At 56.3% G+C, this 11,828-nt stretch carries 13 protein-coding genes, 1 pseudogene and 1 other annotated feature (1 of these 15 cut by a window edge); of the genes and pseudogenes, 12 read left to right on the top strand and 2 right to left on the bottom strand.

Annotation, left to right across the window (positions count from 1 at the left end):
- Positions 1-16 (top strand) — a sequence feature (Trp leader region); it begins 89 nt to the left of the window's first position.
- Positions 17-39: 23 nt separating this feature from the next.
- The 6 genes and pseudogenes from ABIB18_RS04080 to ABIB18_RS04055 all read left to right on the top strand — a co-directional run bounded on the left by ABIB18_RS04080 (position 40) and on the right by ABIB18_RS04055 (position 7,063).
- Entirely contained in the window at positions 40-1,602 is a 1,563-nt protein-coding gene (locus ABIB18_RS04080; protein WP_031374562.1) for an anthranilate synthase component 1, read from the top strand.
- Positions 1,602-3,196, top strand: a pseudogene (trpD, locus tag ABIB18_RS04075) (bifunctional anthranilate synthase glutamate amidotransferase component TrpG/anthranilate phosphoribosyltransferase TrpD). The gene ABIB18_RS04080 and the pseudogene trpD overlap by 1 nt, the downstream one beginning before the upstream one ends.
- Before the next feature lie 2 nt (positions 3,197-3,198).
- Positions 3,199-4,560 (top strand): bifunctional indole-3-glycerol-phosphate synthase TrpC/phosphoribosylanthranilate isomerase TrpF, encoded by a 1,362-nt coding sequence (gene trpCF, locus ABIB18_RS04070; protein WP_031374563.1) that lies wholly within the window; start codon positions 3,199-3,201, stop codon positions 4,558-4,560.
- Between the two features lie 45 nt (positions 4,561-4,605).
- Positions 4,606-5,796 (top strand): tryptophan synthase subunit beta, encoded by a 1,191-nt coding sequence (trpB, locus tag ABIB18_RS04065; protein ID WP_031374564.1) that lies wholly within the window; start codon positions 4,606-4,608, stop codon positions 5,794-5,796.
- Entirely contained in the window at positions 5,796-6,599 is an 804-nt protein-coding gene (gene trpA, locus ABIB18_RS04060) for a tryptophan synthase subunit alpha (protein ID WP_031374565.1), read from the top strand. Before trpB ends, trpA begins: the two co-directional genes overlap by 1 nt.
- Before the next feature lie 149 nt (positions 6,600-6,748).
- A complete protein-coding gene (locus ABIB18_RS04055; protein WP_031374566.1) occupies positions 6,749-7,063 on the top strand; it encodes a BON domain-containing protein in 315 nt (104 codons plus the stop codon).
- A 50-nt stretch (positions 7,064-7,113) separates the two neighbouring features.
- Here ABIB18_RS04055 and ompW read toward each other — a convergent pair whose 3' ends face one another.
- Positions 7,114-7,746, bottom strand: coding sequence for an outer membrane protein OmpW (gene ompW, locus ABIB18_RS04050; RefSeq protein WP_031374567.1), 633 nt, complete (start codon positions 7,744-7,746; stop codon positions 7,114-7,116).
- A 252-nt stretch (positions 7,747-7,998) separates the two neighbouring features.
- Here ompW and ABIB18_RS04045 point away from each other — a divergent pair, with 252 nt between their 5' ends.
- The 4 genes from ABIB18_RS04045 to yciA are packed head-to-tail and all read left to right on the top strand — an operon-like array spanning position 7,999 to position 10,255.
- Positions 7,999-8,415, top strand: coding sequence for a YkgJ family cysteine cluster protein (locus tag ABIB18_RS04045; RefSeq protein WP_031374568.1), 417 nt, complete (start codon positions 7,999-8,001; stop codon positions 8,413-8,415).
- A 27-nt stretch (positions 8,416-8,442) separates the two neighbouring features.
- On the top strand, positions 8,443-9,177 hold the full coding sequence (locus ABIB18_RS04040; RefSeq protein WP_031374569.1) for a YciC family protein: 735 nt from the start codon (positions 8,443-8,445) through the stop codon (positions 9,175-9,177).
- 56 nt (positions 9,178-9,233) lie between these two features.
- Positions 9,234-9,773 carry a septation protein A gene (locus ABIB18_RS04035; protein ID WP_031374570.1) on the top strand — a complete coding sequence of 180 codons (540 nt, stop codon included), beginning with the start codon at positions 9,234-9,236 and terminating at the stop codon, positions 9,771-9,773.
- A gap of 59 nt (positions 9,774-9,832) precedes the next feature.
- Positions 9,833-10,255: an acyl-CoA thioester hydrolase YciA gene (gene yciA / locus ABIB18_RS04030; RefSeq protein ID WP_031374571.1), complete on the top strand. Its 423-nt coding sequence runs from the start codon at positions 9,833-9,835 to the stop codon at positions 10,253-10,255.
- 47 nt (positions 10,256-10,302) lie between these two features.
- Here the strand turns inward: yciA and tonB are convergent, their stop codons facing one another.
- Complete coding sequence (tonB, locus tag ABIB18_RS04025; protein WP_354473705.1) at positions 10,303-11,058, bottom strand: TonB system transport protein TonB; 756 nt, start codon at positions 11,056-11,058, stop codon at positions 10,303-10,305.
- Positions 11,059-11,259: 201 nt separating this feature from the next.
- Here tonB and ABIB18_RS04020 point away from each other — a divergent pair, with 201 nt between their 5' ends.
- The gene (locus ABIB18_RS04020) at positions 11,260-11,556 is read left to right on the top strand and encodes a YciI family protein (RefSeq protein WP_031374572.1); all 297 of its coding nucleotides are present in this window, start codon (positions 11,260-11,262) and stop codon (positions 11,554-11,556) included.
- 74 nt (positions 11,557-11,630) lie between these two features.
- Positions 11,631-11,819 (top strand): hypothetical protein, encoded by a 189-nt coding sequence (locus tag ABIB18_RS04015; protein ID WP_354473704.1) that lies wholly within the window; start codon positions 11,631-11,633, stop codon positions 11,817-11,819.
- The last annotated feature ends 9 nt before the right edge of the window (positions 11,820-11,828 follow it).

Here is an 11,828-nt window from a genome sequence, read left to right as displayed (position 1 = left end):
GAGCGGGCTTTTTTTTGAGCGAAATTCAGAGAAATCATCATGCCAAATGCGAAACCTACAGTGAAGTTGATTACCGGCAACGCACCTTATCGCGAAGATCCGGCCGCAGTGTTTCATCAGTTATGCGGCGCACGCCCGGCAACCCTGCTGCTTGAATCTGCCGATATCGACAGCAAAAAGAACCTCAAAAGCCTGCTGATTGTCGACAGCGCACTGCGTATCAGCGCGCTGGATAATCGGGTGACCATTCAGGCGCTGTCAGAAAATGGCCGCGCGCTGCTGCCGCTGCTGGACGCGGCTTTGCCCGGCTCCGTCGATAATCAGGTGCGTCCCGATGGCCGCGAGCTGACTTTCCCGCAGAGCAGCGGCCCGCAGGATGAAGATTCACGTCTGCAGGCGCTGTCGGTGTTTGACGCGCTGCGTCTGATTCCCCAGTTGGTCAATTCGCCAGCCGATGAGCGTGAAGCCGTGCTGTTAGGCGGCCTGTTTGCTTACGATCTGGTGGCGGGCTTCGAAACCCTGCCGCCGCTGGAGAATCAGCAGCGCTGCCCGGACTACTGTTTTTATCTGGCGGAAACGCTGCTGGTGATCGATCACCAGACCCGCAGCGCGCGGCTGCAGGCCAGCCTGTTCTGCCCGTCGACCAATGAATTCCAGCGTCTGCAACGCCGGATTGAGCAACTGCATGGCCAGATGCTGCAGCCGGCTCCGGCGCTGCCGGTTCAGACGGTTGAGCAGATGACGCTGACCACCAGCCAGAGCGATGAAGAATATTGCGAGGTGGTGCGCACCATGCAGCAGGCGATTCGCATCGGCGAAATCTTCCAGGTGGTGCCTTCACGGCGTTTTTCACTGCCATGCCCTTCGCCGCTGGCCGCCTACGACACGCTGAAAAACAGCAATCCCAGCCCGTATATGTTTTTTATGCAGGACCAGGATTTCGCGCTGTTTGGTGCCTCACCAGAAAGTTCGCTGAAGTATGACGCCAGCTCACGTCAGATTGAGATCTACCCGATTGCTGGCACCCGTCCACGCGGTCGTAAAGCGGACGGTTCGCTGGACCGCGATCTGGACAGCCGGATCGAACTGGAGATGCGCACTGATCATAAAGAGCTGGCGGAGCATCTGATGCTGGTCGATCTGGCGCGTAACGATCTGGCACGTATCTGCGTGCCGGGCAGCCGCTACGTCGCCGATCTGACCAAGGTTGATCGCTACTCGTTTGTGATGCATCTGGTGTCTCGCGTGGTCGGCACCCTGCGCGCCGATCTTGATGTGCTGCACGCCTATCGCGCCTGCATGAACATGGGCACCCTGAGCGGAGCACCGAAAGTACGCGCCATGCAGCTGATCGCCGGGGCCGAAGGTACCCGCCGCGGCAGCTACGGCGGTGCGGTCGGCTATTTCACCGCCAATGGCGATCTGGATACCTGCATCGTCATCCGCTCTGCTTATGTTGAAGACGGGGTAGCAACCGTTCAGGCGGGTGCAGGTGTGGTACTGGACTCGAATCCGCAGGCGGAAGCCGATGAGAGCCGCAATAAAGCCCGCGCCGTGCTGCGCGCCATTGCAACCGCCCATCACTGCAAGGAGATCTTCTGATGGCCGATATTCTGCTGCTCGATAACATCGACTCATTTACCTATAACCTGGTCGACCAACTGCGGACTTTTGGTCACAACGTGGTGATCTACCGCAACAACCTGCCGGCGGCGCTGTTAATTGAACACCTGCAGCAGATGGAGAATCCGGTGCTGATGCTGTCGCCAGGTCCGGGCGCGCCGAAAGAGGCTGGCTGCATGCCTGAACTGCTGCGGACGCTGCGCGGCCGTTTACCGATTATCGGGATCTGCCTCGGCCATCAGGCAATTGTTGAAGAATATGGCGGTCATGTCGGTCAGGCTGGCGAGATCCTGCACGGGAAAGCCTCCGCGGTGGTTCACGATGGCGAGGCGATGTTTGCCGGCCTGAGCAACCCGCTGCCGGTGGCACGCTATCACTCACTGGTCGGCAGTAATACGCCGGATGAACTCACCGTCAATGCCAGCTACAACGGCATGGTGATGGCGGTTCGCCACGAAACTGACCGGGTATGCGGATTCCAGTTCCATCCTGAATCCATCCTGACTACTCAGGGCGCGCGACTGCTTGAGCAGACGCTGGCCTGGGCGCTGGCGAAGTAACAGGGAGAATGACTATGCAACAGACACTGGAAAAACTTTACCAGGCGCAGACGCTGAATCAGGCTGAGAGTCATCAGCTGTTCAGCGCGATTATTACCGGTCAGCTGGAGCCGACCCAACTGGCGGCAGCCCTGATTGCGATGAAAGTCCGGGGCGAAACGCCAGAAGAGATCGCCGGTGCGGCAACCGCGCTGCTGGAAGATGCCAAACCCTTCCCGCGCCCCGACTACGCTTTTGCCGATATCGTCGGAACCGGCGGTGACGGCAGCAACAGCATTAATATTTCAACCGCCAGTGCGTTTGTCGCGGCGACCTGCGGCCTGAAAGTGGCGAAGCACGGCAACCGCAGCGTCTCCAGCAAGTCCGGTTCATCCGATCTGCTGGCGGCGTTTGGCATCAATCTGGATATGCCGGCTCAGCAAGCACGCCAGGCGCTGGACGATCTCAACGTCTGCTTCCTGTTTGCACCGCAGTATCACACCGGATTTCGCCACGCGATGCCGGTGCGCCAGCAGCTCAAAACGCGGACGCTGTTTAACGTCCTGGGCCCGCTGATTAACCCGGCACGTCCACCGCTGGCGGTGATTGGCGTTTACAGCCCGGAGCTGGTGATGCCGATTGCGCAGACCCTGAAAGTGCTGGGCTATCAGCGTGCAGCGGTGGTGCATGGCGGCGGGATGGATGAAGTGGCGCTGCACGACGTGACCCATGTGGCAGAGCTGCGTGACGGGGAAATCACCCGCTATCAGCTGTCGCCGGAAGACTTCGGTTTTGGCTTCCATCCTAAGGAAGCGCTGGCTGGCGGCACGCCGGAAGAAAATCGTGACATTCTCACGGCTTTACTCCAGGGTAATGGCCAGCAGGCCCATGAGGAAGCGGTCGCCGTCAATGTGGCGATGCTGCTTAAAGTATTCGGTCATGAAGATCTGCGTGAAAATGCACAGCGTGCGCTCAACGCTATCCGCAGTGGACAGGCTTACGAGCGCGTGGTCGCTCTGGCAGCAAGAGGATAACCATGCAAGGTACCGTGTTAGAAAAAATTGTGCAGGACAAAGCGATTTGGGTTGAAGCGCGTCAGCAGCAGCAGCCTCTTTCTACCTTTCAGAACAGCATTGAGCCTGCCAGCCGTCATTTTTATGATGCGCTCCAGGGTGCGCGAACCGCGTTTATCCTCGAGTGTAAAAAAGCGTCGCCCTCTAAAGGGATTATCCGCGCCGATTTTGATCCGGCCGCGATTGCCGGTGTTTACCGGCACTACGCTTCGGCAGTGTCGGTGCTGACCGATGAAAAATACTTTCAGGGCGACTTCGCTTTTCTGCCGATCGTCAGCGCCGCTATCACCCAGCCGGTGCTGTGCAAAGACTTTATCATCGACCCGTATCAGATCTATCTGGCGCGTTACTATCAGGCAGACGCCATTCTGCTGATGCTGTCAGTGCTGGATGATGAGCAGTATCGTCAGCTGGCCGCCGTCGCCCACAGCCTGAAAATGGGCATCCTGACCGAAGTCAGTAATGAGCAGGAGCTGGAGCGCGCCATTGCGCTGCAGGCCAAAGTGGTCGGGATTAATAACCGCGATCTGCGCGATCTGTCGATCGATCTTAACCGCACCCGCCAGCTGGCCCCGCGCCTGTCGCACGGCGTCACAGTAATCAGCGAATCGGGCATCAACAGCTACGCAGATATTCGTGAGCTCAGCCACTTTGCCAATGGCTTCCTGATCGGTTCCGCCCTGATGGAAGAACCCGACCTGACCGCGGCGGTGCGCCGGGTGACGCTGGGTGCCAATAAAGTCTGTGGCCTGACCCGCGCGGAAGACGCGCGTGCCGCCTATGAAGCCGGTGCCCTCTACGGCGGCCTGATTTTTGCTGAAGGTTCGCCGCGTCACATCGAAACTGAGGCCGCCCGTACGGTGATCAACGCCGCGCCATTGCGCTACGTTGGCGTGTTCCGCAACAACGCCATTAGTGACGTTGTCACCAAAGCCACCGCGCTTTCGCTGGCCGCCGTCCAGCTGCACGGCAATGAAGACCCGGATTTCGTCAGCGAACTGCGCGCGGCCCTGCCCGCCAGCATTGAGATCTGGAAAGCGCTGCGCGTTGAAGGTGCCTTACCGGCGCGCAACTGGCCGCACATTGATCGTTACGTGTTTGATAATGGCGACGGCGGAACCGGTCAGCGCTTTGACTGGTCACTGTTACAGGGCCAGACGCTGAATGACGTGCTGCTGGCCGGTGGTCTGAGCGCGGATAACTGTGTTGAAGCGGCGCAGCTGGGCTGTGCCGGTCTCGATTTCAACTCAGGGGTGGAAAGCGCGCCCGGTATCAAAGATGCCCGTAAAATCGCGGCGGTGTTCCAGACACTGCGCGCCTACTGATTTGCCTGGCCTGCTCTACGGCGGGCCCGAAAAAGGAAGCTAAAAATGACGTTACTCAACCCCTACTTTGGCGAATTTGGCGGAATGTATGTTCCGCAGATCCTGATGCCAGCGCTGCGCCAGCTGGAAGAGGCGTTTGTCGACGCACAGAAAGATCCTGAGTTTCAGGCGGAATTCATGGACCTGCTGAAGAACTATGCCGGCCGTCCTACCGCCCTGACGCTGTGTAAGAACCTGACGAAAGGCAGCAAAACCCGGCTCTACCTGAAGCGCGAAGATCTGCTGCACGGCGGCGCGCACAAAACGAACCAGGTGCTGGGCCAGGCGCTGCTTGCCAAACGTATGGGCAAGAATGAAATCATCGCAGAAACCGGTGCCGGCCAGCACGGTGTCGCCTCCGCGCTGGCCTGCGCGCTGCTGGGAATGAAGTGCCGCATCTATATGGGGGCTAAAGACGTTGAGCGTCAGTCTCCTAACGTATTCCGTATGCGTCTGATGGGTGCTGAAGTGATCCCGGTACACAGTGGTTCAGCCACGCTGAAGGATGCCTGTAATGAGGCGCTGCGCGACTGGTCAGGCAGCTATGAAACCGCTCACTATATGCTGGGTACCGCCGCTGGCCCGCATCCATTCCCGACCATCGTACGTGAGTTCCAGCGGATGATCGGTGAAGAGACCAAAAAGCAGATTCTGGAAAAAGAGGGTCGCCTGCCGGACGCCATTATCGCCTGCGTCGGCGGAGGATCTAACGCCATCGGCATGTTCGCGGACTTTATTGATGAAAGCAGCGTTAAGCTGATTGGCGTTGAGCCAGCGGGACACGGCATTGAAACCGGTGAGCATGGCGCGCCGCTGAAACATGGCCGCGTTGGTATCTACTTCGGTATGAAAGCCCCGATGATGCAGACCGAAGAGGGTCAGATTGAAGAGTCTTACTCGATCTCTGCTGGCCTCGATTTTCCGTCAGTCGGACCGCAGCATGCGCATCTGAACAGCATTGGCCGCGCCGAGTATGTTTCGATTACTGATAACGAAGCGCTGGCAGCCTTCAAACAACTGTGCCGCGCTGAAGGTATTATTCCGGCACTGGAATCATCACATGCACTGGCGTACGCCCTGAAGATGATTCAGGCCGAGCCGGACAAAGAGCAACTGGTGGTGGTTAACCTTTCTGGCCGGGGCGATAAAGATATTTTCACCGTTCACGACATTCTGACTGCGCAGGGAGAAATCTGATGGAACGTTACGATCAACTGTTTAAACGTCTCTCAGCCCGTAACGAAGGCGCTTTTGTCCCTTTTGTGACGCTGGGTGATCCATCGCCGGAACTTTCATTACAGGTGATTGACGCTCTGGTGGAAGGCGGCGCCGATGCGCTGGAGTTAGGCATCCCCTTCTCCGATCCGCTGGCCGACGGCCCGACCATTCAGAACGCGACGCTGCGCGCCTTTGCGGCGGGCACCAACATCAGCCAGTGCTTTGAGATGCTGGCGACCATCCGGCGTAAATACCCGGATTTGCCGATCGGTTTACTGATGTATGCCAATCTGGTGTTCACCAACGGCGTGGATGCGTTTTACGCGCGTTGCGCCGAAGCCGGTGTCGATTCAGTGCTGGTGGCAGATGTGCCGGTGGAAGAGTCAGCACCGTTCCGTCAGGCGGCGCTGCGTCACGGTATCGCGCCGATTTTCATCTGCCCGCCAAATGCCAGTGATACCCTGCTGCGGGAGATTGCCTCACACGGACGCGGTTATACCTACCTGCTCTCCCGTGCCGGCGTTACCGGCGCTGAAAACCGTGCCAGCCTGCCGCTGCAGCATCTGATTGAAAAGCTACGTGAATACAACGCAGCCCCGCCGCTGCAGGGATTCGGTATTTCTGAAGCGTCGCAGGTGAAGGAAGCAATCGCCGCCGGTGCCGCCGGCGCTATCTCTGGCTCCGCCATTGTGCGAATCATTGAAAAAAATCACGCCGAACCGGACGTGATGCTGCGCGAACTGAAAAACTTCGTCAGCAGCCTCAAAGCCGCCAGCCGTTAATTCTGTCAGCATGCCTTATCAGGTGATAAGGCATGATTTCTTTCCATTTTTTACATCCCGCCATTTGCCCTTTTTGCAAAATCTGCACCACAATGTCAGAGCGCCGTTACGGTAACGTCGCATCCAATTTGTGACAGGGAGAGAAAGCAATGAAATTATTTAAACTGCTGGCGGGTGCGTTGATGGCGGGTGTGGTTGCGCTGACACTGAGCGCCTGTGCGCCAACCGCGACTAAAGAAGGAACCGGTGGCTATATCGACGACACCGTGGTGACCACCAAAGTGAAAGGTGAACTGCTGAAAGATGACTCGCTGAAATCGACTGAAATCAACGTAGAAACCTTTAAAGGTAAAGTTCAGCTGAGCGGTTTTGTCTCATCACCACAGATGGCTAATCGCGCGGTGCAGGTTACGCGCAGCGTGCCAGGCGTGAAATCCGTTGTTAACAATATGCAGATCAAGTAATCGCTGCTGTGCTTAGCAAAAAGGCCGCTTAAACAGCGGCCTTTTTCTCATCAGAAGCGGTAACCCGCGCCGAAGAAGAAAACCCAGGGATCGATGCGCATATTGATGTTCTGCTGCTCGCCTGCTGCCTTGAACTTCACTTCAGTATCAATATCCATGTACCACACTGACGCATTCAGCATCCAGTCGCGGTTAATCTGGTAATCCAGACCGACCTGTCCCGCTACGCCCCAGGAATCTTTTACGCTCAGATCGCTGAGACCTGCATCACGGCCGGTCTGGTTGAAGTCAGCGTCGTAAAAGGTGGTGTAGTTGATACCGACCCCGATATACGGGCGCGCTTTGCTTTTGCTGTCAAAGAAATAGTATTGCGCCATCAGCGTTGGCGGCAGCTGACGTACCGTTGCCAGCGTGCCGGTTGGACCCAGCCCCACTTTGTGCCGGAACGGCGTGGCGGCCAGCAGTTCAACCCCGATATTATCCGTCGCCATATAGGTAAAGGTCAGGCCAAGCTGGGTATCGTTACTGGCGCTGAACTCGCCCATGCCGAGCACGTTGTCGGAACCTTCCGTCGGCCGTACCGTGGCGCTGCCCGCGCGCATAAAAAAATCGCCCGCCTCATGAGCCATCGCCAGTTGGGGTAAAGCCAGAGCCAGTAACATTGCGCATTTTGCCAGTTTCATCGTCACTCCTTTGCTAAAGGGAAAAACACTCAGGTCATCAATTTTTTGTTAGCAAAGATTTAACGTGATTTACATAAAATTGCACTCCGGCCGGCTGAAATAATTTAATTAAAAAACAATGGGTTGATGTAGATCAATTTTGGCCGGTGCGGGCGCTAAGAAATACCCCTTGCCGAAATATTTTGCCCGGCTTATTTTGCTGATCCAGATTGTTGATTTTGGTTCGATGCCTCAGGAGTGGCGGGTGATCAAATGAGCGAAACTTCAAATCCTTGTGTCAGCTGTGGCGCCTGCTGCGCCCATTTCCGCGTCTCTTTCTACTGGGCTGAAGCCGATGATGCTGGCGGTCCGGTGCCGACTGAATTAACCGAGCCGCTAAGCCTGTTGATGCGCAATATGCGCGGCACTAACGATCGCGCACCCCGCTGTGTTGCCCTGCAGGGCGAGATTGGCGGCTGTGTCTCGTGTGGAATTTATGAACAACGCCCGACGCCCTGTCGGGAGTTTGCGATGTCGGGTGAAGAAGGCATCGCCAATGAAGCCTGCGATCGCGCCCGCGCCCGTTACGGTCTTCCCGCCCTTTTTCACCCATCTTTACCTGTAATGACAGAAAGTTATGCCGCGGCGGGTGCCCGCGAGCTGCCAGAACATGTACAATCGCCGGGTTAATTAACCCGGTTCCTCCAAGGAGTGTACATGTCTATCACGGCAAGCTCGTTATACCGTGACACTGGAAATTTTGCCCGCCATCAGCTGGTTACTTTACTGTTGATGTCGCTGTTGACCGCTTTCATCACCGTAATGCTGGTACATGTGCTGACCCCAGGCGCCGATCAGATGGCGATCCTGCAGCAGGGCGACGACAGTGCCAGTTCATTATTTGAGATGGTGCAGAATATGTCACCTGAACAGCAGCAGGTGTTGCTGCGCGCCTCTGCGGCGGGCACCTTCGCGGCGCTGGTGGGCAATACGCTGTTGCTCGGCGGGATGTTGTGTCTGATACCGATGGTCTCTTCTGGCCAGCGGGTCAGTGCGCTGCGTGCCATTGGTACGGCAGCACCGTTACTGCCGAAGCTGTTACTGCTGACCTTCCTGATTACGCTGGTAGCGCAGCTCGGCTTTATGATTTTGGTGGTGCCCGGTATTCTGCTGACTATTCTGCTGTCACTGGCGCCGGTGATGCTGGCTAGCGAGAAGATCGGCGTGTTCGCTGCGATGCGCGCCAGCATGCGGATGGCCTGGAAGAACGTGAAACTGATCGCGCCAGCCATTATTCTCTGGCTGCTGGCGAAAGTAGTGGTGATGCTGTTTTTCTCCTCGCTAACCGTCCTGCCGATGAATGTCTCCTCGGTGATTTTTACCGCTGCAGGTAATCTGGTTTCGGCCATGTTAATTATCTATCTGTACCGGCTGTATATGCTGTTACGTTGATGGCTGATGCGCCTTCGGGCGCATCCGTCCCCACTTCAGCTCTGACTGGAATGACTATGAAGCAGTTACTCGACTTTCTCCCTTTGGTGGTGTTTTTCATCTTCTACAAGCTGTACGACATCTTTGTTGCCTCTGGCGCGTTGATTGTCGCAACCGGTCTGGCCTTAGTCGTCAGCTGGGTGCTCTACCGTAAACTGGAAAAGATGACGATTTTCACCTTTGTGCTGGTGGCGGTATTTGGCACGCTGACGCTGGTATTCCACAACGATGAGTTCATTAAGTGGAAAGTGACGGTGATTTACAGCCTGTTTGCCGTGGCGCTGCTCTACAGCCAGTGGTTTATGAAACAAACGCTGATCCAGAGCATGCTGGGCAAAGAGTTACAGCTGCCGGACCCGGTCTGGCGTCGGCTGAACACCGCATGGGCGATCTTTTTCCTGATCTGCGGCCTGGTAAATATCTATGTTGCCTTTTGGTTATCCCAGGCATTCTGGGTTAACTTTAAGGTGTTTGGTCTGACCGGTCTCACCTTACTGTTTACCCTGATCAGCGGGCTCTATATCTGGCGACAGATGCCGCAACAACAACAAAAATAATCACTCTGCCCGCTATGCCGGGCATTTTTTTAGCGATCACCTGCAGAAGAATGAAAGCAATGGGCGAAAAACATAAGTTGCCGCAAGGCGAAATGGTGTTACGTACGTTAGCCATGCCAGCAGACACCAACGCCAACGGCGATATTTTTGGCGGCTGGCTGATGTCTCAGATGGATATGGGCGGTGCGATCCTGGCCAAAGAAATTGCCGAAGGCCGGGTGGTTACGGTGCGGGTTGATGGCATGTCATTTATGAAACCGGTGGCGGTGGGCGATGTGGTCAGTTGTCATGCACGCTGCATCCGTACCGGCAACAGTTCGATGACCATCAATGTCGAAGTATGGATCAAGAAGGTGTCGTCAGAGCCGATTGGGCAGACGTACTGTGCCACCGAAGCGGTATTTATCTACGTCGCGGTCGACAATGACGGTAATTCACGTCCGCTGCCTGCCGGACGGGCCAATCAGCAACCCAGCGATTAACCGGTCGCCTGGCGGTCAGGCAAGCTTGTTACCTGACCGCCAGCTTTCTATTCGATACTGGCTCCGCCACTGATCTTAAACACAATGTTCATGGTCAGGCCCTGCCCCGGACGCCCACTCTGGTAACGCCACTGCTTCATCGCCTGTTTAACTGAGCGTTCAAACATATTACGCGGCTCAGCGGAAAGTATCTGGATGTTATCCACCCGCCCTTCGCTGTCGACATCAAATTTGACTCTCACCCGGCCTTCTACACGTAGCGCCAGTGCACGCGGTGGATAGCCTGGCTTGCTGACGCTCAGTGCTTTCGGCCCATTAGAGACCGTCTGACTCGGTGCTGGCGTCGACTTCGGCGCGGCGGTCGGCTTGTTCTGAGTAGCGGGCGCCTCCTGCTTAAACGGATTAGCCTGCGGCTTGCTCTCGTGACGCGGTTTGACTTCGCGTTTAGGCTGCTCACGCTTATGTTCCGGCTTCGGTTTAGGTTTGGGCTTCGGTTCCGGCTTAGGAATCGGCACCGGCTCGGCCTTTGGGGGTTCCGGGGCCGGCTGAGGTTCTGGTACTGGTTCAGGTTCCGGCTGCGGTTCAGGCTGTGGGGCAGGCGGCTCAACCACTGCCGGCGCCGGCTCAGGCTGGATTTCAGGGGCGACCATGGTTACGCTGATAGGCTGCGACGCTTTAGGGACTTCGAGCACCTGATGGAATGAGGCATAAAGAATGCCGGCAATTACGGCACCATGTAAAGCAACAGACAATAACATGGAGACAGGCGTGCGTTTTGGTAATGGCATAGTCAGCGTGGTCATAACAGTCGCAGTCATTGAATGAAGAGCCGATTTTAAATGCAAATAGCAATCAGTTTCAATAACTCCCGCCATCCGGCCGAAAGAAAAGCGCTTTTTAGCCCTTTATGCTGAGCATTGCAGTGGTCAGAGGTTTCATTTGCACTCTGATCGGCAATCCCTTAACGTGTTGCGAAATTCTGAAGAGTTAATGGGAGCTCCCAAGTGCTTTACGTCATTTATGCAGAAGACAACGCAGATTCACTGGAAAAACGTAACGCGGTGCGCCCTGCTCATCTGGCTCGCCTGAAACTACTGCATGAAGAAGGACGCCTGATCATTGCGGGTCCGATGCCTGCTGTCGACAGCAACGATCCGGGCGTGGCGGGTTTCACCGGTTCTACCGTGATTGCCGAGTTCCCGTCATTAGAAGCAGCGCAGTCGTGGGCAGAAGATGATCCCTATATTGCCGCTGGCGTCTATAAACAGGTCGCCGTGAAACCGTTTAAACGCGTTTTCTGATCGCGCGGACCAGGTAAAAAAATGGCTTCGGTGCGGCGCACAGAAGCCATTTTTGTTTTTCGGATGAAGCAACAATGCAAATGATGATTCTGGCGCTGCTGGTGCCGATCGTGGCGCTGATTGGGACCGCGCTCTATTTATGGCGGGTCCACGGCTGGAGTAAGAAAAAACCGCTGATTGTGATGTGCGTTGTGCTGGCAGCGGCGCTGCAGTTGGTGAACGTAACCCTGCTGCTGACTGCGCAGGCGCGACTGGCCGGTTAAACCCTTTGC

It is taken from the genome of Pantoea sp. UYEF8 (assembly GCF_040546285.1).
Taxonomy (GTDB): domain Bacteria; phylum Pseudomonadota; class Gammaproteobacteria; order Enterobacterales; family Enterobacteriaceae; genus Pantoea; species Pantoea brenneri.
The sequence above is the reverse complement of the archived record's forward strand: the minus strand, read 5'-3'. Positions and strand labels throughout refer to the sequence as shown.

Excerpts from the sequence above, each read along its gene's own strand:
- trpB (WP_031374564.1), top strand. The coding sequence starts at position 4,606 with ATGACGTTACTCAACCCCTACTTTGGCGAATTTGGCGGAATGTATGTT.
- trpA (WP_031374565.1), top strand. The coding sequence starts at position 5,796 with ATGGAACGTTACGATCAACTGTTTAAACGTCTCTCAGCCCGTAACGAA.
- ABIB18_RS04015 (WP_354473704.1), top strand. The coding sequence starts at position 11,631 with ATGCAAATGATGATTCTGGCGCTGCTGGTGCCGATCGTGGCGCTGATT.
- ompW (WP_031374567.1), bottom strand. The coding sequence starts at position 7,746 with ATGAAACTGGCAAAATGCGCAATGTTACTGGCTCTGGCTTTACCCCAA.
- ABIB18_RS04055 (WP_031374566.1), top strand. The coding sequence starts at position 6,749 with ATGAAATTATTTAAACTGCTGGCGGGTGCGTTGATGGCGGGTGTGGTT.
- trpCF (WP_031374563.1), top strand. The coding sequence starts at position 3,199 with ATGCAAGGTACCGTGTTAGAAAAAATTGTGCAGGACAAAGCGATTTGG.
- tonB (WP_354473705.1), bottom strand. The coding sequence starts at position 11,058 with ATGACCACGCTGACTATGCCATTACCAAAACGCACGCCTGTCTCCATG.
- ABIB18_RS04080 (WP_031374562.1), top strand. The coding sequence starts at position 40 with ATGCCAAATGCGAAACCTACAGTGAAGTTGATTACCGGCAACGCACCT.
- ABIB18_RS04040 (WP_031374569.1), top strand. The coding sequence starts at position 8,443 with ATGTCTATCACGGCAAGCTCGTTATACCGTGACACTGGAAATTTTGCC.
- yciA (WP_031374571.1), top strand. The coding sequence starts at position 9,833 with ATGGGCGAAAAACATAAGTTGCCGCAAGGCGAAATGGTGTTACGTACG.
- ABIB18_RS04045 (WP_031374568.1), top strand. The coding sequence starts at position 7,999 with ATGAGCGAAACTTCAAATCCTTGTGTCAGCTGTGGCGCCTGCTGCGCC.
- ABIB18_RS04035 (WP_031374570.1), top strand. The coding sequence starts at position 9,234 with ATGAAGCAGTTACTCGACTTTCTCCCTTTGGTGGTGTTTTTCATCTTC.